Genomic DNA, 20059 nt, shown 5'->3' on the forward strand with positions numbered 1-20059 from the left:
CCCATGAGTCCGGCGATTCCCCCGTCTACGGGCGAAGGAATGCCCTCCTGGTGCTCACCTCGGTGATTCTCGTTGCCGCCTCTTTCCGCGCCTGTCATCCATTCCTCCTTCGCTTGCTCGGTATTGGTTCAGGGCAGTGCCCGAGCCGGAGCACGCAAAGAGGAGCCGGTGCCGGGTCCTTCCTGATGCCCGCTGGCACACCCTACGCACACGGGTTCGACACCCCTCACGCACCCCCGCACGTTCACGCAGGTCACCGCTACTCCGAGCCGGCAAGCGCAGCCGCCCCCCTCGGCGCATACCAGGCCAACCGCATCAAGTCCGGCAGGTGATCGGACATTGTTTGTCCGATGCGTAGTGACGCCCTAACTTCTCGTGATGTTTTTTTGGGTCCCCACCGGGGGCAGTCGGCGCCCGAAAGCCGTACCCCTTCCGGTAGCCGGTGGACTGACATTCCTCCTTGCTCCGTTGCTATTTGACAGACCGTAAGCACGGACAGACGGTGCCACGCGCCCCCTTTCTACGCGCGTCACAGCGCATGTGGGAGGCGTTGACGACGGCGCCGCCCACTGGGTTAAATCCCACAGACCTCGCAGCTCACAGGGGCTGCGAGGTGCTCGATGCTGGAGTCCCTTCATGCTGACCACCTCGGTGTACCTACCGCCCTCGGGCGCCCGTCCGCACAGTGCCGTCGAGTTTCCCGGCAATGAGGCCGCGGTCGCGGCACTCCCGTCCGGGGACGGGGTAATCAGCCGCAAGCAGGCTCGCATACCGTTGGCCGACTACCACAACCTGGCTTTTATTTGCCAGTTGGCAGCGGTCACCGCCCTGCGGGACAGGGGTAGTTGGCCAGCCCACGAGGCATGTGCCGGCGCCCAGACGTAGCCGACCCACGCTGAAACGTCCCCAACACGGCACTTGGAAAATTTCGTCGACCATCATCGGCGATGGCAGGTGAGCGCATCACGCGAGGTCGGTTCAGGGCCACGAGCCCAAGGGAGCGCGCCCTTGGACTCACGAAGATGTTTCCAGCGTCGTCACGGCTGGAAATCGTCCGCCGAATGTTCTCACACGGATCGGTTACCCCGTGAAGTAATCAACGCATAGACAATGATCGCAAGGGCGCATATCGAGGAGGACGGCGCCCAGACTGGCATGGAGGGGCCTTGCCTTTGCTCGGTACATTGCTTGCTGCTGAACCTCAACTGCGGAGCGTTCATCTCGCCAACTCCGCCCAACGGGTCGTCGGGGTGTGGCCCGAGGGAGGCGCTCCGCGTCGGCAGGGCTGGCGCAACGTTCTGGCCGTAGTAACCAGACCTGAACGGTGGTCGACCTCCGCGCTGTGTACTCAGCGAGCCTCGGGTCTGGTACAGAGCGGCGCAGCCGGCCTCGTCTGTGTTTCGCCGTTGCCGGACCCGCTACGCGCGGCGGCCGAGCGAGTCGGCCTGACCGTCCTTGAGGCCCCCGAGGCGGCGTATCTGCCGCGGCTTTCCCAGGTGATATCCGATCTGCGCCATGAGCACGAGGCCGCCGACGCCCGCCAGATGCGACTGCTGCTCGAACGCGCACGCAGCCTGTCCTCGGCGAACTCGCTCTCGGAGGGCATCTGCCAGTGGCTGGCCGAAGCCGTACGGGGACACGCCGCACTGATCACGCCCGCAGAGGCCGACAGACCGGTGCTCCCCGACGGCATCGCCATCCCCTCGCACATGTTCGAGGCTCTCGTCAGCGGGTCGCCGCGGTCAGCAGCCCTCAGCGAAGCGGGCTGGTCGGTGCGCCTGTACGCGATGGGCGCTACCACGCCGCATCCGGTTCTGGCCGTGACGCGACGAGGGACATGGGACGAGCACTGCCTGACAGCCGTCACCCACACCCAGGTGGTGCTGGCCTGGTGGCTGTCTTTGGCCTCGGTTAGTACCGAGGCGATGACCATGGTGCGGTCCTCCCTGATGCAGATGGTCATGGCCGGGCAGATTCCAGCCGCTCAACGGGCCGCAGCACCGCTGAAGATCAGCCCGGCCGTCATGCACGCCGAAAAGATCTACGTCTACCTCGTCCAGGGCTCCGCAGCCTCACGAACGTTGCTCATCGAGGCGTGCACCACCCAGCTCGGCAACCGGGCGCTGGTGGCTCCCTGCCCTGTCGACGCCCGTCAGGTCGTTGTGGTGACCGGAGAAGAGGACGGACTGGGCCAGACGCTGACGGCGATCGCGCAGCGCTACAGCGGGACGTACGTCGGCAAGAGCCAGCTGGTTGCGCTGCATGCGGCGGCCGAGGGCCACGTACAGGCCACCCGGGCGCTGGCGGCGGCAGCCAACGCCGCGGGGCGTACGGCGGTGTTCACTCCGGATGCCTCGGTCATCAGTCTCCTTGCCCGCGACAAGGCCCACCGCTGGGCAGCCGCGGTCCTCACGCCGCTGGAGAGCTGGGAAGCGGACCGCCGGGACCGGGACCACTGGCTGGCAACGATCCAGGCGTGGATGGCTCTTGGCACGACCGGCGCCGCGTGTTTGTCCGGGCTGCACAGAAACACCGTCGAACGGCGCGTCACCGCCATCGGCGCCATGCTGGATATGGACATCACCCAGCTCATCGACCGGTTGAAACTCGACCTGGCCCTGCGAATCATGGACCTCCACGGCGGCGAGGCACCGCCGGAAGGCCCGGTGCCGACGTGGGAGGAACTTCTCGCCACACCGGAACTGTTCCGGTGGGCCGAGGAATACCTTGCCCCTTTGAAAGAAGAACTCCGCGAAACCCTGGAAGCGTGGATTGACGTCAACCAGTCCGCGAGCCTCGCTGCGGGGCGACTGGGAATCGGACAGAAGACCGTGCGGGCGAGGCTGCGCCGGGCCAGCGCCACCTTGCAGCAGCCGCTGATACCTCACTCGGCGGGCGCTGGCCGGCGCGACAGTGTCAATGGGTTCACCGGAGCTCACGACGTCACCTTGGCCCTCATGATTACGCGGCTGCCTCGCCCCCAGGAGGCAACGGCCGCCTGAGCCCAGTCGACATTACGCTGCCGACGGCATCTCTTCCCTAGAGCAGTCGGCAGCGGCGCGGAAGTAGCAGGCAGAAACGGCGGATCAACTCCCTTGCTGAAGTCCGTCGTGCACCACAACGGTGAAGCACCGCCCAATGTGCACAACGACCATCCCCGCGGTGTGCATAAAGGGCGTCTCAGCAGGGCTGATGGTGCATTTTGGCCGATGCGCAACAGCCGCCCCTCGTGGTTGAGTGGCACATGCACTCACCACATCGTAGCGGGCGGGAAAATGCAGAAGCGCGCAGAGTCGGCACCAGGAGCGGCCTCCATCAGAACACCTCCTCGGCAACCGATGCTTCACCGCTGCCGCCGGAGACCAGCCGTGTGGAGGCCGCCCCTTCCAGAAGGCGGCGCATCACGCCGAGCAGCCCACTGCCGTGAAACCCATGCACCATATGGCCGGTGGCTGGCGTTCGGGGAGCATCCGTTCTGCGACGGTACTGGAGTAACGGGAGCCCTTCTTCTAGCGGCCATACGGTCGGAGCGGAGGCCCCCCTAGTGCGGCGCACCCGCCCCCTGGTTCGCCAGATCCCAGGCGGCAGACGGCAATTGACGCCCATGCAGATGCGAGGTTCCGCTCTACACGGCGGGACCGTCCTCAGCATGTGGGTGCCAGTGCGGATTTGATGATTGTGTAGCTATGTCTGGATCTTGCTGGCGGCGGTGCGTATGTTCCTGGTCCCACCGCGGGGCACCGGGCCCGGCGGGCGAACGGAGAGGAGACAGGCAGCGATAGGACAGAGCGTCGCGCACGAGCACGGCTTTCACGATGCGGAACCGGCGCCCGAGGGGCGAAGCCCCTGGACGCCGACCGCGGTGGCCTCGACGCCTTGCCGGGCGCGGGTCCACCTCACACATCCGCACCGGCCCTTTGGCGAGGGACGCCCGGTGCGGCCTACTCACGGAGAGTGTTGCATGCCCCAAGCCGCGTGCAAAGCGTCCCAGGAAACCCTGGCGGCAGCACGCCCCCGGCCGCGAACGGAAGAACTGGCCCGCCGCCTGGCCGTGATGATGCCCCAGGCGGCCGTCCTGCGGATCACCCTGCAGGGCCCGTACAAGCCCTGGCCCCACCTGGAAGTCCGCGCCCGCGACGCCCACGGCCACCCGGTGCGCATCTCCCGCACCCAGGAGCTGGTGGCCGCCCGCTGGATCATCCGCGCCCACCCCGACGCCGGATGGCAGAAGCCGCGCACCTTCGACCTGCGCACCGCCCGCCTGGGGGGTGAGGCGCTCTAGTGGCCCGCATCCGCACCATCAAGCCCGAGGCGTGGGACTCCGAAGATCTGGCCTCGGTGCCCGTCACCGCGGTGCTGACGTTCTTCGGCCTGCTGACCCTGGCCGACGACGCCGGCCGGTTCCGCGCCCACCCGGCGATCATCCACGGGCGGCTGTGGGCGCTGCGCCCCGAGCACACCCCGGTGCACGTGGCCGCCGATCTGGAGCAGCTGGCCCGTGCGGGGCTGATCTGCCTGTACACCGGCTGCGACGGCCGTACCTATCTGCACATCGTCACCTGGGCCAAGCACCAGAAGATCGACCGCGCCACTCCCAGCCGCCTTCCCGCTTGCCCCGAGCACGGCTCGCCCACCAGGCACGGGTGCGGCGGCTGCGGTCAGGACGCCTGCACCAACCCCCACCGCGCCACCTCTGTCCCCGCCGGCTTCAGCCCGGTCAGTACGGCCGGCCCTGTCGCCGGGGACACGGCCGGCCGCGGACCCGCGCAGACTCGACGAGCCCTCGATCGCCCGGTTTCCGCCGATCCGGCTCCGGCAGCGGACCTGCTGCCGGAACCGGAGGAGGGCTGTGTCACCGCCGCCTCACCCGTGCCGGAGGACGGAGGCGAGTGCGCAGGTCAGACGGTATTCGTCGAAGCCTCGATGCATCCTCGCGAGCCCTCGTCGTCTGGATCTAGGATCTTGGATCCTGGATCAGTACCTGTGGGGCGGCAAGCTCCCGCGCCGGACACGTCCCCGGTGGAGGTCTCGGCCAAGGACCTGCTGGGCGAGTACATCTCCGCCTGCAACCGCCGCCCGCCCAGCAACACCCTGGGCCATCTCGGCAAGCAGATCCGGATCCTGCTCGGCGAGGGCTTCGAACCCGAGCCGATCCGGGCAGCCCTGGACAAGCTGCGAACCAAGGGCCTGCATCCGAGCGTGCTACCGAGCCTGGTCAACGAGATCGTCAACGCCGCGCCCCAGGTCGTGGGCGCCTCCGGCGGGGGCCCGTGGGCCCGCACCGCCTCCCCCGCCTACGTCCCCTACCAGAACCCGGATGGGCCCGCGCCCAGCAGCTTCGGTATCGGAGGCCGCCGATGACCCTCCCCCGCCTGGACGACCCCCGCCCAGTCGCCGGCGACCGTGTCGCGGCCTGGATGAGCGCCAAGCTCGCCGAACGCGGACTGAGCCTGACCTCGGGTCCCGTCCCCGACGAGCGCCCGGAGCCCTCGCCTGCCGAGCAGGCGGCGCAGAAACGTATCCCCTACGACTACCGGCAGGCCGTGGCCGACCACCCGCAGGTCACCGCTTGGGCGCGGCGCATCGCCGAGGCGGCCGTCCCGGTTGATCTCGGCGGGCGGGGGCGGCGGGAGATCGCCCACGGGCCCTCGCTGCTGCTGTGGGGACCGACGGGCACCGGCAAGACACACCAGGCGTACGGGGCGATCCGGGCCCTGACCGCCGCCGGGTGCGCGACGCGGTGGCACGCCACCACCGCCGCCGACCTGTACGGCGAGATGCGCCCGCGCCCGGGCATCGACGTGGAGTACCAGCTGCGCCAGGTCGTGCGGGTGCCGCTGCTGCTCCTGGACGACCTCGGCGCCGCCAAGTCCTCGGAGTGGACCGAGGAGCTGACGTTCCGGCTGCTGAACTGGCGCTGCCAGAACCGCCTGCCGACGCTGATCACCACCAACCTGCCCCCAGTCCGTGACCAGCGGATGCACTCGCAGGCCCGGGTGCTGCGCGACATGGTCGGCGACCGCGTCCTGTCGAGGCTGTCCGGGATGTGCGAACCGGTCGAATTCACCGGCCCCGACCGCCGCTTCGCCACCGCCGGCTGACCGCCACCTGCCCGAACCCCTGCACGCGCGGCACCACCCGCCCCGCGCCCTGTCACCACGCCCTTCTCGGCCGGGCCTGCCCTTGCGCCCCTGCGCTGCTGCTCGCCGACCACCGCGCACCACGGAGAGTCACCCTTTGCGCTACATCACCACCCACGACGCCCCCGCCACCGGTCTTCGGGGCATCGGCGACACCACCTGGCACCGACACGGCGCCTGCAACGACCTGCCCCCCAAGGTCGCCGACAAGCTGTTCTTCCCCACCGCCCGCAACTACGCCTCCGCCGCCCAGGCCAAGGCCATCTGCGCCCGCTGCCCCGTCCAGGAGACCTGCCTGAACGCCGCCCTGGACACCGATACCAAGGACGGCATCTGGGGTGGGCGGACCGAAGCCGAACGCCGCACGCTCCACGCAGGCGTGGCCCACCGGCTGGAGTACCGGCGCGTGCGCGCCGTCGTCGCCGGCCGCGACATCCCGCTGTCCACCCGGGAACGGGACGCCGTCGCCCGTGAAGCCATCCTGCGCAGCTGGAGCCCCCGGCGCCTGGCCACCGTGCTGGGCTTCACCGTCAAACACACCCGCGATCTGATGAGCAAAGCCCGCCACGACCTCCACCAAGCCGGCATCCCGCTGCCCACCACGGCACTGCCCGTCGCCGAGCCCCTGGACCACGACGACGATGCCGACCTCGACGACATGACCACCGGCGCGCAGGAGTTCGACGCGCTCGACGGGCCCACCGACGCCGAACTCGCCGAGGAGGCTGCGTGACCGACCCCCACCACGCCCCCTCCCCCGGCCCGGATCCGGATGCGACGCCGGTTGGGTGGTGGGACCGGGCCGCAATCCTTGCCCTCGGCGGCGCCGGATGCGCCCTGTCCTACGACGCGCTGCAGCAGATGGGCATCGCCATCCACGTCCGCCCCCAGCTCAGCTACCTCTTCCCCCTGGTCATCGACGGCTTCATCGCCTACGGCATCCGCGCCCTGCTGGTGATGTCCACCGCACCCCTGCGGGCGCGCTTGTACACCTGGACGCTGTTCGCCACCGCCACCACCGCCAGCATCTGGGCCAACGCCCTGCACGCCGTCCGCCTCAACCAGCAAACCCACCACGACGGACTGCGCCTGGGCGACCACATCGTCGCCGTCCTATCCACCATCGCCCCCCTCGCCCTGGCCGGCGCCGTCCACCTCTACATCCTCATCACCCGCCACCACCCCACCCGCCCCGGCAAGCAGACCAAGCCGGGAGCGGACCAACCCAGCACGTCAAGACTGGTCCCGGTCCGCACCGGCCCAGACGGGACCATCCACACCGGACCGGACGACCACCTCGGGCACGCGGTCCGCGCGGACCACACTCACAGCCAGGACCTGCATGGCGGGCAGGCCCCGGACCACGGACCGGACCTGGCGACCGACGCGCCGGACCAGACAGGCGGACCGCAGCACGGACCAGCGGACCACCCCGAAGCCGGACCGCCACAGTGGACCAGCGGTCCGGACCACCCCGCGGACCACCGAGCGGACCACCACGACGGGGACCAGAGCGGCCGAGGCCACGGCCGCCGGGACCAGGGTGAACCAGTTGATCGCGAGCCACTCGCGGATCGCGGCGGCGAAACCGCGACCGCGGAACAACCACCCGCCCGGGCGACTGCGGCGGCGGGGGACGATCGCGGAGGACCGGCAGACCGGACCACGGCAGCAGCCCAGGGCAGCGGACCTACGGACCATGCCGGGACCGCGGGCGAGGACCGGTCACGTCAGGGGACTGGAGGACCGGACCACCAAGCGGACCACGACCACCGTGGGGACCACCCCGGCGGACCGGCGGACCGCGGACCAGGGCCGGACCAGCGGACCGGCGGACCGGGCGACCGTGCGGACCACGAGGCCGGTGACCATCGCGCGTCCGCGGACCGCGGACCACGGACCGGGCCGGACAGCAGGGGCGCCGGGGACGAGCCGGATGCGCGGACCGCGGACCGGACCACAGCCGATTCCACGGGCACCCCCGGGGAGGGGACCGGGCTGGAGGAACTGCTGTCGATCGCGCGGGAAGCGGCCCTGGCCGAGGGCCGGATGACGCGGCGGGCGCTTCGGCCGTACCTGAACCAGGCCGGCGTGCCGATCAGCAACTCCCGGTTCACCGAACTGCAGCGGCGCCTGTACGCCGACCCGACGCTCGCCCACCTGCCCCGGCCCGGACGAAGGACCAGAGACAGATGAAGCCCTGTTCCCGATTCCACCGCATCAAGGCTCTGGCCGAACGCGACGTCGCCGCCCACACCTCGCACGCCGAGCGGCACGCCGGCAAGTCGTCGGCGAAGGTGAGCGCCACCTTGGCCGTCGAAGCCCGGCACAGCATGGCCAAAGCCCTGAGCCGGCACTACCAGAACTGCCCCGAATGCGCCTGAACCACCCCTGACAACCCGTTCCTCGCGTGGTGGCCCGGCCACTGGCCGGGCCACCACCGCCCCGCACCCCTGGAGTTGACCGCTTGATACCTCCCCGCCGACGTGCCCGGGCAGCGAGCTGGGCCGAAGCCTGTGTGTGGGCCGACGTCCTGGTCCGCTACCGCCTCCTGCACGCCGCTCTTCCCACTCCCAGCGGCCAGTGGCTCGTCCAGCAGTACCCGTACGGTCCCGTCGAGGTCCTCAGCGGACCGTCCGCCGTCCTCGACCTGGCCGCCCGCCTGCAGCACCAGACCCGCACCGGAAGGATCCGTACCCGGTGACGAACCCCGAAGAGTCCCATCCTGCCAGCCGGTTTCCGCAGGTCAGAGAGGTGCACGGAGCGCGAGCAAGTTATCCGCCAAGCTACTCTTCCCCGTCGGGGAAGGCTGCTCGGCGATCTCCCGCCCCGGGGGTAACGGGAGGCGACCCGCGCCGGGGGGCGCAGGTCGAAGGGGCTGCGGCCGAGGGCGAACCGCAGCCGCAAGAGAAGCCACCCTCTACCGTCGTTGCAGCTGCTGCGTCGCGCAAGCGTTCACCGATGTCGCGCGAGCGCAAACGCGTCCGCATGTGCAACGTCCGCCTCAACGACGACGAGCATCGCCGTTTGACGGCGGCAGCGCGCGTCGTGCGTACCAGCCTTCCCGCCTATCTGGTACGTGCCGGTCTTGCCGCTGCCCGTGACGCCGATGCCACAGCCGCCGCCGTGGCCGGGCAGCGGGAGCTGGTCACCGAGTTGTTCGCCGCGCGCCGGCACCTGGGACAGGTCGGCAACAACCTCAACCAGATTGCCCGCGCGATCAACTCCGGCGCCCATCCCTCCGAGGTAGACGTCGTGGTCGCCGCCGTCCACCGCGCCATCCAGCGCGTGCAGGACGCCGCCGACCAGCTCCTCGACCGGACCTAGCAGCACGGGCAGGCCCATCTCAGTGATTCCACGAATCCACAGCCGCGGCGCGAACACCTACGGTCTGCTGTCCTACCTGTACGGGCCCGGGCAAGCCGAGGAGCACACCGACCCGCACCTGGTCGCTTCGTTCGACGGCATGGCCCCCGACCCGGGTCGCGATCCGGCGGCGACGCTGAAGGAACTGCAACTCCTGCTCGACCAGCCTGTGGCCGCCGCTGAGGACGAGCGCCGTCCGGCTGAGCACGTGTGGCACCTGTCGGTGCGCAACGCCCCCGAAGACCCGGTCCTGTCTGACAGCGACTGGGCCGACATCGCCCGCCGCATGGTGGCCGCGACCGGCATCGATCCCGGCGACGGGGCCGGATGTCGGTGGGCCGCGGTCCGGCACGCCGACGATCACATCCACATCATCGCCACCCTGGTCCGCGAGGACGGCTACAAGCCTGCCCTTGACCAGGACGCGCGACGTGCCCAGGCCGAAGCCCGCCTGCTCGAAGTCGCCTACGGACTGCGCCGGCTCAGCGCGGGGGACGGCACCGCCGCCCGTCGGCCCACCGGCGCCGAACGCCACAAGGCCGAGCGCACCGGCCGCGAGCGCACGGCGCGCGAGGACCTGCGCGAAGCCGTTCGCCGCGCGGTCGCCGGCGCTGCTGGCGACGAGGAGTTCTTCGACCGCCTGGGCCGTGCCGGGTTGCTTGTCCGGGTGCGTACCTTGCCCTCCGGTGACCTGTCCGGTTACAGCGTCGCGCTGCCCGACGACCTTAACGCCAGTGGGGAGCCGGTGTTCTACTCCGGCTCCACCCTCGCCCCGGACCTGTCGCTGCCCCGGATCCGGCAGCTCTTCGATACCGCGCCCGAGCGCGAGGGTGGTGAGACGCCGCCGGTCTCGGCGTCCGGGCGCTCCGGGCGGCGCCCGGCACCCGCGCGCCGCCGGACCGCCGAGGCTGCCTGGGCGGCGATCCTCCTCATCGATCAGGGAAGCGATGGTGAGGCGGCAGCGCAGATCGCCGCTGCCGGCGAAGTTCTCGACGCGCTCGCCCAGACTTCGGCCGCCCACACCCGGCGGGAACTGCGTGAGGCCGCAGCCGCGTTCGAGCGGGCGTCCCGCTCGCACGTCCGGGCTGAGCGACGGCACGCGCGGGCGCTGCGGCGGGCGGCCCGGGATTTGGTCTACTCCGGTCCCGCGCTGGGCCGCGGCGAGGACGGTGCCGGCACCGCGATGGCCATCGACATGCTGTTCTTCCTGGTCATGGCGACCGCCCACTGGCACGGCCGCAAGCAGCACGCCCAGCAGGCCGCCGCCGCCCGGCAGGCCGCCGAGCATCTGCGTGCCGCCTACCGCAAAACCGCAGGCCGAACGCTGTCCGCCGCCTACCGGCGCGGCCGAGCGCTTCCTGCGCCGGTGCGGGAGCGGCAGGCAGCCATCGTGTGCGAGGCGCTGCCGGAGCTGGCCGATCAGATCCTGGCCGAACCCGGCTGGTACGCCTTGGCCGCCACCCTCGCCGACACCGAGGCAGCCGGCCACCAGCCGGGCCGCCTGCTCGCCCAGGCAGCCACCCGCAGGGAACTGGACACCGCCGAATCGTTCAGCGACGTCCTTCTCTGGCGGCTGCGCCGCACCGCCGGCCTTCCCGCAGACCCGGCCGCGCCCCGCCGAGGTGCCACTGCCCGCACGGCCGCGCCGAAGCCGCCCAGAACGCCGGGGCAGTCGGGGCGCGATCCGGGCCGGACGGTCTGAAGAATTCGTGAGTAGAAACCGGCGATGGCGCACGAGAGGATTGGTTTCACATCGCATGCACAGCACAGGGGAGGGCCATGTTCCGCCGCCGCAGGTATGAAGAACCCCCGGGACTGCAGGAGTTCATCCAGCAGACCGCCCACCTGATGGACCCCACCTCGCCCGAGCTTTCCCGGCGCGTCCAGGAGGCACTCGCCGATACCGCACCGGCCGGCCCGGCAGCTCATGCCAGTGAGGACTTCCTGCCTCCGGCTTTGCGGGCTCCCGACAGCCGGGAGCTGGCCGGCGAGATGATGGAATTCCCGTGGCCGCTGGAAATCGACGGCACCATCCGTACCTGCCCGGTGTGCGGAGTCGACCGCGACTGGCTGGTGCTGTGCGTGGGCCCGGACATCTGGCTGCGCTGCCGCAGCGCCCACGAGACCCGCGAACCCGCCCTCAGCAGCGCGTGGTTCCACCGGATCTGCGGCCCGGTCGAAGATCTGCACGGCTCCAAGGAGGATGGCATCGCAAAGACGGGATTCGACGGGACGTTCTCCGGGATCGTCTTCCCGTCGTGACTCTCTGGTCAGTCCTCGATCGCGTCCGGCGGCATGGGCCGGCGAAGGCTGACATGACCAGCAGCGGGTGCGGCGGTCAGTAGGCCGGGCCGGCTCCGTTACGGCGGTCCAGGGCTGAGCCGGTCGGTAGAGAAAAGCGGGGCGTGCCCCCAGCCCTTCCGGGCTGGGGGCACGCCCCGCTTGGTGTTGCTGCGTCCGGTTTATATGGGGGTGACGGTGGTCAGGTGGGGGCTGCCCAGGTCGGGGAGGGCGCGGCGGGGTACGGGGCGGGGGTCGGTGAGGGCGGCGGCGAAGGCGGCAACCAGGGTGTGCGGGGCGGAGTGGCTGAAGGCCGCGCACCACAGAAACGGGGCGCCGGCCTGGGGTTCGGCCCATGCCTGCCAGCCGGGCATGTGCGCGGTGGGGTCTTCGTCCCAGATTCCCTCGGGCAGGGTGCGCAGGGTCAGGCAGGCCACCAGGTGGGGGTCCCACATGGTGCTGTCGGGATAGGTGGGGTCCGGTGACCAGCCGGCGGCCAGCAGCTCGTCGATCACCACGTCGGGGCCGTACCGGCGGGCGGTGGGGTCCTCGGCGGCTTCGGCGGTAAGGGCCAGGGCGGTGACGGCTTCGCCGGGCAGGCCGGCGGTCAGGTAGGCGTTCCAGGAAGCCCGCCGCCTGTCCGGCTCGGGGCGGGCCGAGATCCTCCAGGCCACCGGTAGGTCGCCCAGCAGCATCGGATAGTCGGGCAGGACCCACTCGGCGCTGCACAGCTGGCCGGGAGCAGCGAGCAGGAGGGTGTGCTGGGAGGTGGTCCAGCACGACCAGCCCGCGCCGGTGAGGGTGTCGGTGACGTGGTCGGCCAGGGCCTCGTTGTCGCCAGCGAGGTAGCGGGGACTGACCAGGAAGCGAGATGCGTCGTCAGGCGGCCGAACAGCGGGCAGGGGCGGCTCCGGGGTATCGGGGTCGAGGCTCAGCTGCCTTCGCGGCCGAAGGCGTCCTCTGCGGCCGGGTGCAGCGGGGTGCGCCGGGTGCGGGTCGGCGGCTCGGTGAGCGCCTGCCACCCCAGCACCTGGGCGACCGCCACGGGAAGGTGTGTCTGGTGGCCGCTCTCGCCGGTGAAGACCGTCTGTTCCCCGTTCTCGGTCGTCGCGGTGATGGCGCCGATGGTGTGGGCGAAGGGGAAGTCGGGGTTGATGGCCAGCCGTACATCTCCGGCCGGGTCGTAGGCGGACAGGCGCTCGATCAGTTCGCCGACCGTCATGGGCGATTCCTTTCCTGCAATGGAGAATTGGGGGACGAGCACTCCATAAAGGTGCTTTGCTCACGGCCGCAGTCCAGCGCGGCAGCCAGTACGCGGGGCCGCCTGGCCGGGCGCCATCGTTTCGCCTCCACCGGGGGAAACATTGTCCTCACGTGATCCCGTAAAGGGCCCTTTCACGCTTGGCGCGTTCCGGATCGGATTTCCTTCGGGTAGCGATTGACGGGAAGACGTCAATTTTGACATGGCCTGGCAGGTTGTTCCAGTCCGTGCAGCGGTTTTGGCGTCTGCTGTCGGTGAACTCCCCACCATCCTGTTCCCGGGTACAAACAGCGGCGGCGCCCTGGGTGGGCGCCGCCGCTGTTTTTCCCGTAGGGGTTTCTTGCTCGGGGTTCGGTTCCGCCTTTGTGGCGGTCTATTCAGTTAATTCTTTTCCTGCCTGGGCGGGTTGTGGGTGCGCCGGTAGCGGGCGCCGGACAGGGTGCCTGCTCCGATGACCAGGAGCAGGCCGGCGGTGGAGGCGAGCCAGGTGGTGGCGTCGGCTCCGGTGTGGGCGAGTTGGGTGCGCGACGCCGAGGTGTTTCGCGTGGCCGATGCGGGCGGTGTGGGTCCGGGCGGGGATACCGGGGCGGTCGCGGTGGGCAGGCTGGGTGTCGGTGGGGTGGACGCGCTGTTCGTTGGCCTGGCCGTCGGGGTGGGTGTCGGTGGGGTGAGGGCTGGGGTGGTGGTGTCGGTGAGGGTGACCGCGATCCGGGCGGTGGGTTCGGCGCGGACGGTGACAGGCTTGCTGTGGGCGGGGACCCCGTTGGGGCCGGAGTGTTCGGTGGCGGTGTAGGTGGTGCCGGTGCGGGCAGTGACGGGCAGGCTGGCCTGGGCGCTTCCCGTGTGGCCGGTGGTGACCGTGATCGCCTTGCCGGAGGGGTCGGTGAGGGCGACGACGGCGCCTTGAAGAGGCTTGCCGGTGCGGTCGACCACGCGAACGGTGAGAGCGGCCGGGGTGAACGGGTCGGTCACCGTCACCGTGACGGGGGCGGTGGTGCCGTCGGGAACAACGACGTCCTGATCGGGGGCTGCCTGGAGGATGGGGGTGCCGGTGGCGGTCTGCCGCAGGTGGTAGATACCGGCGGGCAGGGCGGTGAAGGCGAGGTCGCCGGTCGGGTCGGTGGTTCCGGTGGCGGCGGTGGTGCCGGCCAGGTCGGTGAGGGTGAAGGCGGCGCCGGGTACGGGTGTGTTGTCGGGGGCGGTGACGTGCAGCGTGATGCCGCCGGGCACGACATCCAGCGGTGTGGCGCTGTGCGGAGCGGACGGTGCGGCTGTCGGGGTGGCCGCGTTGGCCGGGACGCAGACCACCAGCGCCAAGGCGGCGGTCGTCAGGCCGAGAACGCCGGTGCACAGCGTCAGGCGGCTGGGGCGACGGTAGGTCAAGGAGCTTGTCTGCCAGGGTTGAGGTCGTCGGCGGTGGGCAGTCGTGCGGGGGTTATCGGCGGGCCGTGCGGTCGTGGCGGCGGTTGCGCCGGTAGCTGCCGGCGAGCAGGACGGCTCCGGCGCTGGTGAGGATTCCTGCGGTGATGGCCAGGGCGAGCCCGGCGTCGGCCCCGGTGTGGGCCAGGGTGCCGTGGCGGGGTGAGGGAGAAGCCGGTGCCGAAGGGGACGGCGGGGCGGCCCGCGGCGGGGTGGTCGTCGGCGTGGAGGGGCCGGGGGACGGCGTGGAGGGGGTCGGGGTGTCGGTGAGGGTGATGGTCACCGTGGTGCCGGGCCGTGCGGTGAAGGAGACCGGTGTCGCATCCGGGCGGTAGCCGGCGGGCGGAGCGGTTTCGGTGGCCCAGTACCGGGTGCCGTTCTTCAGTACCACGTCGAGCGAGGTGTGGGCGAGGCCGTCGTGGCCGGTGGTCAGGGTGAGGACCGCCGGGCCGGGGGCGTGCTGGCCGTGTGCATCGACGGTGTCGGCACGGATGGTGATCGTCGCACCGGGCAGGGGCCTGCCGGTGGTCTTGTCGGTCTTGCGGACGGTCAGTGCAGCGGGCGTGAACTCGTCCACAACAGTGATCGGATGGGCGGCGGCGGTCTGCCCCTCGGTAACGGTGACGCTCTGGTCGGGGGCCAGCTGGTGGATGCGGTCGCCTGCGGAGACCTCGTGGAGCCGGTAGGTGCCCGGCGGTAGGTTCTCAAAGTCCAGTACCCCGCGGCTGTCGGTGACGCCGTGCGCCACGACAGTCTTTCCGGTCTGGTCGAGGAGTTGGAAGGTGACGCCGGCGAGGTGGCCGCCGCCCGGGTCGGTCTTGTGGATCTCGATACCGCCCGGTGCCGACCGTACCGCCATGCTGACGGTGTCCTTCGCCGTGCTGGTCGTGCCGGCCAGCAGCATCCGCTGGGCGGCGGGATTGCGGGGGCGGAGGATCTGCAGACCGGTGGCGGGCAGGCCGCTGGCTTCGGCGGTCAGCGTGGCGGTGCCGCGCTGCCCGGTCCGGAACGTCCAGGAGGCGCTGCCGTCGGTGCCCGTGGTGACGGTGCCGCGGGCGATAGCCGAGCCCGATTCGGACCAAGCCACGGCGACGTCCGGAATCGGTGCGCCAGTGGAGGTGGAGGTGACCTTCACCGTGGCGGTCACCTTCTGCCCGGCGTGGACCTCGGCCGCGGGCAGGGTGAGACGGAGGGTGTAGGGGCCGGCGTAGCGGGCGGCCTCGGTCAGGTAGCGCAGCGCCAGGGTGCGGGCGGCGGCCGGGACGACGGGGTAGGCCAGGCGCTGCCTGCCGCGGGAGCCGTTGATGCCGTAGGTGCCGCCGGCCAGCCACTGGTAGACGTCTGCGTCGACCGCGGCGGCCTGCACCGGATCGCGCGTCTGCCCGTACCGGCTGACCACATACGCCGCATACCGCAAGTCCTCGGCCGGGACGGGCTTGCCGGTGACCGACGACGTCCAGGACGACACCGCCTTCGGCGCTCCGTAGGCGCCGGCCGAATCCGGTCCGCGCCGCTCGGGATCCGCGCAGTACGTCTCATCGGTGCCGTGGATAGTGGTGCCGGGCGGGCCGTAGGCGCCGATGTGGCTCGTGCCCGGGTTGCCTTCCGCATCGGGAATGGAATAGCCCGGACCGAACCGGTCGGCGGACGATGACGCCGTCCAGCCGGGGGCCGAAGCCAGTGCGCACAAGACTGAGGCTGCGGCGAAGGCAGTTGCCAGCCGGGCGGGTTTGCGGATAACGCGAGTTCGGGTCAGGACAACTCCGTTGCTCTGAAGGGGACGGCGGGATGCGGGCCCGGATCGGTGGAATGCGCCGGTGGTTCAGCGCTGACGCCCGGGCCTGCCGCGCCCCAGGCAGCGGGGCATTGCGACTGCGGCAGGAAAGTGATCATGCGGGATCCTGAGACATCGCGCGTATTGTGCGTGGTGCAGGTTGTCAGCCGCACAGGACCTTGTTCGCCACCGCGTCGTAGGGCCAGGCTTCCTCGGTCGGCGCCTGCATGAAGCCGTAGACGTTGATGCATGTGTGCGGAGCCGTGACGTAGACCGGCCCGGCGTAATAACGGTAGTCGTGTTCGGGAGCTCCGTCGCAGGATTCCCGGGTACCGTTGGCTAGTTCAATGCATACAGTCAGCCCCGTGTTTTGTCCGGCCCAGGTCGTGATCGGGCGGGCGATGGCGCAGTTCCGGCCGGTTGCGGCGGAATAGTAGACGGAGACGTAGCCTCCCACTGAAGGAGATTCGGTGTAGGAGATCATGTTGTAGGTGGCGACCTTGGTGTACCCGCTGCCGCACGAGCCGCTGGGAAGCGACATGGCGCTGGCGGGTGAAGGCGCGCACAGCATGGCTGCCGATGCGGCAGTGGCGCTTGCGGTGATGAGGGCAACGCGGTGTCTGAAACGCAAAGAGCTTTTCCTTTTATTCGGAGAACGTGGGTGGTATCCCCGAAGGGGGACTCGGGTCATCCACGGAGCGAGGGATCGGCCGACGGGCGGGCGGTCACGGGTGCCCGTCGCGCTGAAGAGGTGCCCGCAGTGGAAAGGCGGCGCGGGCCGTCAGCGGCTGAGGACGTGCTCAGGTCAGCGGGAGCGGCCGGGTTCGTGGTCGGCTGCCGGGGCGGGCAGGGCTGTGACGGTCCGGGGGCGGCGTCGTGGCGGGGTCAGGGGCGGGATGCTGGTGTTGAACCACATCCGTACGTACTGCGCGACCGCGGTCTGCAGCGCGGTGAAGTCGCCCTGTGCCCAGTCGGGTTCGGGGGCGTCCTGACGGACGGTGCCGGGCTGGATGTGGGTGCGGTGTTCGGCGCGCAGGCGTTCATCGCGTGCGGTGAAGGTGCCGTGGTCGGCGAACGCCAGATGCGCGGTGTCGATCTGCCCGTGGTCGGGATGGATAGCTGCCAGGCGCAGTCCGTTGAACTCGCCCTGGCGGATGGTGGGTGACAAGCTGATCCGCAGCCGCAGCGGGGCCGCCGCGGTGGGTGCGGCGTAGAAGACGGTGCCGATGACCACGGCACCGGTCAGCGGCAGGTCGAGGGCTCGGGTGAACAAGCCGGGTGCATCCAGCGTGATGGCAGACCTCCAGCGGATGGTGGGTTCAACGTGCAGCCCCGGGGCCTGTGCCCCCGGGCTCGGCCGACGGCGGGTTGCCTTGATCAGCCCTGGGCGAGGCTCTCGGCCGAGGCACGGTCTACCGGGGCACGCGGACGGCAGACTCCAGGTCCGCGGGATCATCGGTCAGCACCAGGGGCTGGGGCCGATCGGTACCGGCGATGCCGTAAGGGCCGATACGAGTACCGGGGACGGCCTCGTCGGCCGTGCCAGTCAGCGGACTGGACGGGCGGGGACGGTCGCCAGCGGGGCCGGGGGGATGGTGCGGGTTGTGGTGCCGGTGAACCAGCGCGGGACGCTGACGGCCTGCAGTGCCGTGGCCCGGTTGCGCAGGCGGTGGGCGAGCTCCAGTGGTGTGGGCACCGCCGCCGGCTGGGGTACCGGGGCCGGCGGGTGCAGCGGGGTTGCGTAGGGGCGGCAGGATGCGGTGAGGGATTCGGCTTCGCGGGAGACCGGGGCCGGGTCGGTCAGGGCGGCAGCGAAGGCCCGCACAACCCGGGTGGGGGTGGCGCTGTGGAACCAGGCTTCCCACAGCGGACGGCGCGCGCCGCCGGGGTCGCGGACGGTGGCGAGCCAGGCTTCGTCCCGGCCCACACGCCGCGGGTCGCGGTAGGCCACGCGGACCAGCTCGTCGGAAGACTGCGCATGCGCGAGGAAGCCGCTGGCGGTGACCTGCCACTTTGCGGCCCGGAAGACTTCCCAGACTTGTGCGGGGTCTTCGTCGTGGGTGATGCCGCGGTCGATGTACCGCTCGCGGCCGTGGTCGGCGGTGACAGTGGCGTCGAGTTCGGCGGTGACGGCAGCGATGATCTCCGGCGGGGTGTCGTCGGTGAAGGCGGCCGACCACACCTCGCGCGGCGGCCAGCCGTCGCGGGCGCGGATCTGCCACAGCGCGGTGGCGTCCGGCATCAGCTCGGATGCCTCGGGCACGAATGCCACACGCAGTTGGGAGCCCATGGTGGTGATGTAGAAGTTGCCCAGCTCGTCGTTCATGTCGTGCCAGTAGTGGTGGGTCAGCGGGACGAAGGCGTCCGTGGGGCTCCAGGAGCCGCCGGCCAGGTAGCGGGGGGCGACCAGCACGTCGTCACCGGAGGTGTCACGGCCTTCGCGGACGTGCCGCTCAAGAGCGGATGTGCCGGGGCCGGTGGTGTCGGGAGGAGTCGAGGTCACGGGGGCTTTCTGTTCACGGGACAGGGGGTGGATTCGGGTCAGGCCGTCGTGGCTTGGGGTTCGTCGGTGGCCGGGTCCATGTCCACGGTCATGTGGTCGTACGCGCGCTGGGCCCGCCGTTCGGCCAGGGCTGCGGTCGGCGCGGTGACGACCACCAGGCCGGCCCGGGCGGTGAAACTCGAGCCCTCGGGCGGCAGCAGCAGACGATCGCCCACGTCGCACAGCCACGTCGCGCGGTCCAGCCACGGTGTGCCCGCGGCAAAGCCGCGGGTGAGGCCGCGGGCGGTGACGGTGCCGGAGGTTTCCGGGTAGCGGATACGGACGGCTGCGGCCTGGTGCCGGGTCGGGGTCAGGTCCGGGGCGCACCAGCAGGCGATGTCGGCGGCGGCGCGGGCGAGCTGGATACCGGTGGCCAGGTCCACGAGGTGGCCGATCAGGTCGCCGCCGATCCGCGCGTTGACCTCGACCACCCGGGGTCCGCGGGAGGTGAGGCGGATCTCCACGTGGCACACGCCGTGCTCGACGCCGAGCGCGCGGACGGCGGCCACCGCTACCGGCCCGGCCTCGGCCAGCAAAGGGTCACCGGCCGCGACCGCGTGGCCTGTCTCCTCGAAGTACGGCAGCGCGCCGAGGCTCTTGCGGGTCACCGCGACAGGCAGGGTCGTACCGGCGAACGTTACCGTCTCCACCGAAACCTCGGGGCCGTCGAGGTATTCCTCAACCAGCACCGCCGTGGACTCCATGGCCTGTGATGCTCCGGCGGTGGCGAAGCCGAAGGCGGCGGGCAGGTCTTCGGGGCGTTCGACGTGGATGACGCCGACGCTGGCGGCATAGGCGGCGGGCTTGAGGACGACGGGGTAGCCGCCGACGGCATCGGCCGCCATCGCCGCCTCCAGAAGGCTGGCGGCCTTCATCGACGCCGCCGACGGCACGCCCGCCCGGGCGAACCGCGCCCGCGCGGTGGCCTTGTTGCGGCAGGCCAGCATCACCTCCGGCGTGTTGGACGGCAGGCCCAGCTGCTCAGCCAGGCGGGCGGTGGGCACCAGCACCCACTCGTTCCACGTCATCACCCCGGCAAGGTCATGCCGTCCGGCAAGTTCGCGGCCGGCAGCCAGCAGGGCCTGCTCGTCGTGCGGGTCGGCGATCTCGAAGTCCGCCACGTAGGGGGCGTGTTCGGGCGTGGGCGAGACGGAGTCGATGACCACAACGTTGTAGGCAGCGGCCACCTGCTGAAGACAGAAGCCTCTGTAACGGAAGTCACCGAGCGTGGTGACCAGGACGGTGGGACGAGAAGACAAGAACACTCCGAGCAGAAA

Annotated in this window: 19 protein-coding genes; 11 read left to right on the forward strand and 8 right to left on the reverse strand. The window is 70.7% G+C overall.

From position 1 onward, the window contains the following. Positions 1–1406 precede the first annotated feature (1406 nt). From K7G61_RS14605 to K7G61_RS14655, 11 genes are all read left to right on the forward strand, one after another. Positions 1407–3002 (forward strand): helix-turn-helix domain-containing protein, encoded by a 1596-nt coding sequence (locus tag K7G61_RS14605; protein WP_225847239.1) that lies wholly within the window; start codon positions 1407–1409, stop codon positions 3000–3002. A 959-nt stretch (positions 3003–3961) separates the two neighbouring features. Next, positions 3962–4282 (forward strand): transcriptional regulator, encoded by a 321-nt coding sequence (locus K7G61_RS14610; protein ID WP_225847240.1) that lies wholly within the window; start codon positions 3962–3964, stop codon positions 4280–4282. Beyond that, positions 4282–5361, forward strand: a complete 1080-nt coding sequence (locus K7G61_RS14615; RefSeq protein WP_225847241.1) for a hypothetical protein — start codon at positions 4282–4284, stop codon at positions 5359–5361. The genes K7G61_RS14610 and K7G61_RS14615 overlap by 1 nt, the downstream gene beginning before the upstream one ends. Beyond that, positions 5358–6101, forward strand: coding sequence for an ATP-binding protein (locus K7G61_RS14620; RefSeq protein WP_225847242.1), 744 nt, complete (start codon positions 5358–5360; stop codon positions 6099–6101). Before K7G61_RS14615 ends, K7G61_RS14620 begins: the two co-directional genes overlap by 4 nt. A gap of 136 nt (positions 6102–6237) precedes the next feature. Continuing rightward, the gene (locus K7G61_RS14625) at positions 6238–6873 is read left to right on the forward strand and encodes a WhiB family transcriptional regulator (RefSeq protein ID WP_225847243.1); all 636 of its coding nucleotides are present in this window, start codon (positions 6238–6240) and stop codon (positions 6871–6873) included. Further along, positions 6870–8336 carry a DUF2637 domain-containing protein gene (locus tag K7G61_RS37290; protein WP_374204133.1) on the forward strand — a complete coding sequence of 489 codons (1467 nt, stop codon included), beginning with the start codon at positions 6870–6872 and terminating at the stop codon, positions 8334–8336. Before K7G61_RS14625 ends, K7G61_RS37290 begins: the two co-directional genes overlap by 4 nt. Further along, complete coding sequence (locus K7G61_RS14635; protein ID WP_225847244.1) at positions 8333–8524, forward strand: hypothetical protein; 192 nt, start codon at positions 8333–8335, stop codon at positions 8522–8524. Before K7G61_RS37290 ends, K7G61_RS14635 begins: the two co-directional genes overlap by 4 nt. A 134-nt stretch (positions 8525–8658) precedes the next feature. Next, positions 8659–8844 (forward strand): hypothetical protein, encoded by a 186-nt coding sequence (locus K7G61_RS14640; protein ID WP_308190635.1) that lies wholly within the window; start codon positions 8659–8661, stop codon positions 8842–8844. A gap of 257 nt (positions 8845–9101) precedes the next feature. Further along, positions 9102–9467 carry a plasmid mobilization relaxosome protein MobC gene (gene mobC / locus K7G61_RS14645; RefSeq protein ID WP_225847246.1) on the forward strand — a complete coding sequence of 122 codons (366 nt, stop codon included), beginning with the start codon at positions 9102–9104 and terminating at the stop codon, positions 9465–9467. A gap of 22 nt (positions 9468–9489) precedes the next feature. Beyond that, complete coding sequence (locus tag K7G61_RS14650; RefSeq protein ID WP_225847247.1) at positions 9490–11208, forward strand: relaxase/mobilization nuclease domain-containing protein; 1719 nt, start codon at positions 9490–9492, stop codon at positions 11206–11208. Positions 11209–11285: 77 nt separating this feature from the next. Further along, positions 11286–11768 carry a hypothetical protein gene (locus tag K7G61_RS14655; RefSeq protein WP_225847248.1) on the forward strand — a complete coding sequence of 161 codons (483 nt, stop codon included), beginning with the start codon at positions 11286–11288 and terminating at the stop codon, positions 11766–11768. A gap of 200 nt (positions 11769–11968) precedes the next feature. Here K7G61_RS14655 and K7G61_RS14660 read toward each other — a convergent pair whose 3' ends face one another. The 8 genes from K7G61_RS14660 to K7G61_RS14695 all read right to left on the reverse strand — a co-directional run bounded on the left by K7G61_RS14660 (position 11969) and on the right by K7G61_RS14695 (position 20047). Then, entirely contained in the window at positions 11969–12808 is an 840-nt protein-coding gene (locus K7G61_RS14660) for a DUF317 domain-containing protein (RefSeq protein WP_225847249.1), read from the reverse strand. After that, on the reverse strand, positions 12718–13008 hold the full coding sequence (locus K7G61_RS14665; protein ID WP_225847250.1) for a hypothetical protein: 291 nt from the start codon (positions 13006–13008) through the stop codon (positions 12718–12720). The genes K7G61_RS14660 and K7G61_RS14665 overlap by 91 nt, the downstream gene beginning before the upstream one ends. Positions 13009–13428: 420 nt before the next feature. Next, complete coding sequence (locus K7G61_RS14670; protein ID WP_225847251.1) at positions 13429–14430, reverse strand: collagen binding domain-containing protein; 1002 nt, start codon at positions 14428–14430, stop codon at positions 13429–13431. A 52-nt stretch (positions 14431–14482) separates the two neighbouring features. After that, positions 14483–16156: a collagen binding domain-containing protein gene (locus K7G61_RS14675; RefSeq protein ID WP_225847252.1), complete on the reverse strand. Its 1674-nt coding sequence runs from the start codon at positions 16154–16156 to the stop codon at positions 14483–14485. A 247-nt stretch (positions 16157–16403) separates the two neighbouring features. Next, positions 16404–16871: a hypothetical protein gene (locus K7G61_RS14680; RefSeq protein WP_225847253.1), complete on the reverse strand. Its 468-nt coding sequence runs from the start codon at positions 16869–16871 to the stop codon at positions 16404–16406. 174 nt (positions 16872–17045) lie between these two features. Continuing rightward, the gene (locus K7G61_RS14685; protein ID WP_225847254.1) at positions 17046–17513 is read right to left on the reverse strand and encodes a hypothetical protein; all 468 of its coding nucleotides are present in this window, start codon (positions 17511–17513) and stop codon (positions 17046–17048) included. A gap of 273 nt (positions 17514–17786) precedes the next feature. Then, positions 17787–18743, reverse strand: a complete 957-nt coding sequence (locus K7G61_RS14690; RefSeq protein WP_225847255.1) for a DUF317 domain-containing protein — start codon at positions 18741–18743, stop codon at positions 17787–17789. A gap of 38 nt (positions 18744–18781) precedes the next feature. Next, positions 18782–20047, reverse strand: coding sequence for an ATP-grasp domain-containing protein (locus K7G61_RS14695; protein WP_374204134.1), 1266 nt, complete (start codon positions 20045–20047; stop codon positions 18782–18784). Positions 20048–20059: the final 12 nt, after the last annotated feature.

Source organism: Streptomyces sp. HPF1205, from assembly GCF_020400825.1.
Classification (GTDB): domain Bacteria; phylum Actinomycetota; class Actinomycetes; order Streptomycetales; family Streptomycetaceae; genus Actinacidiphila.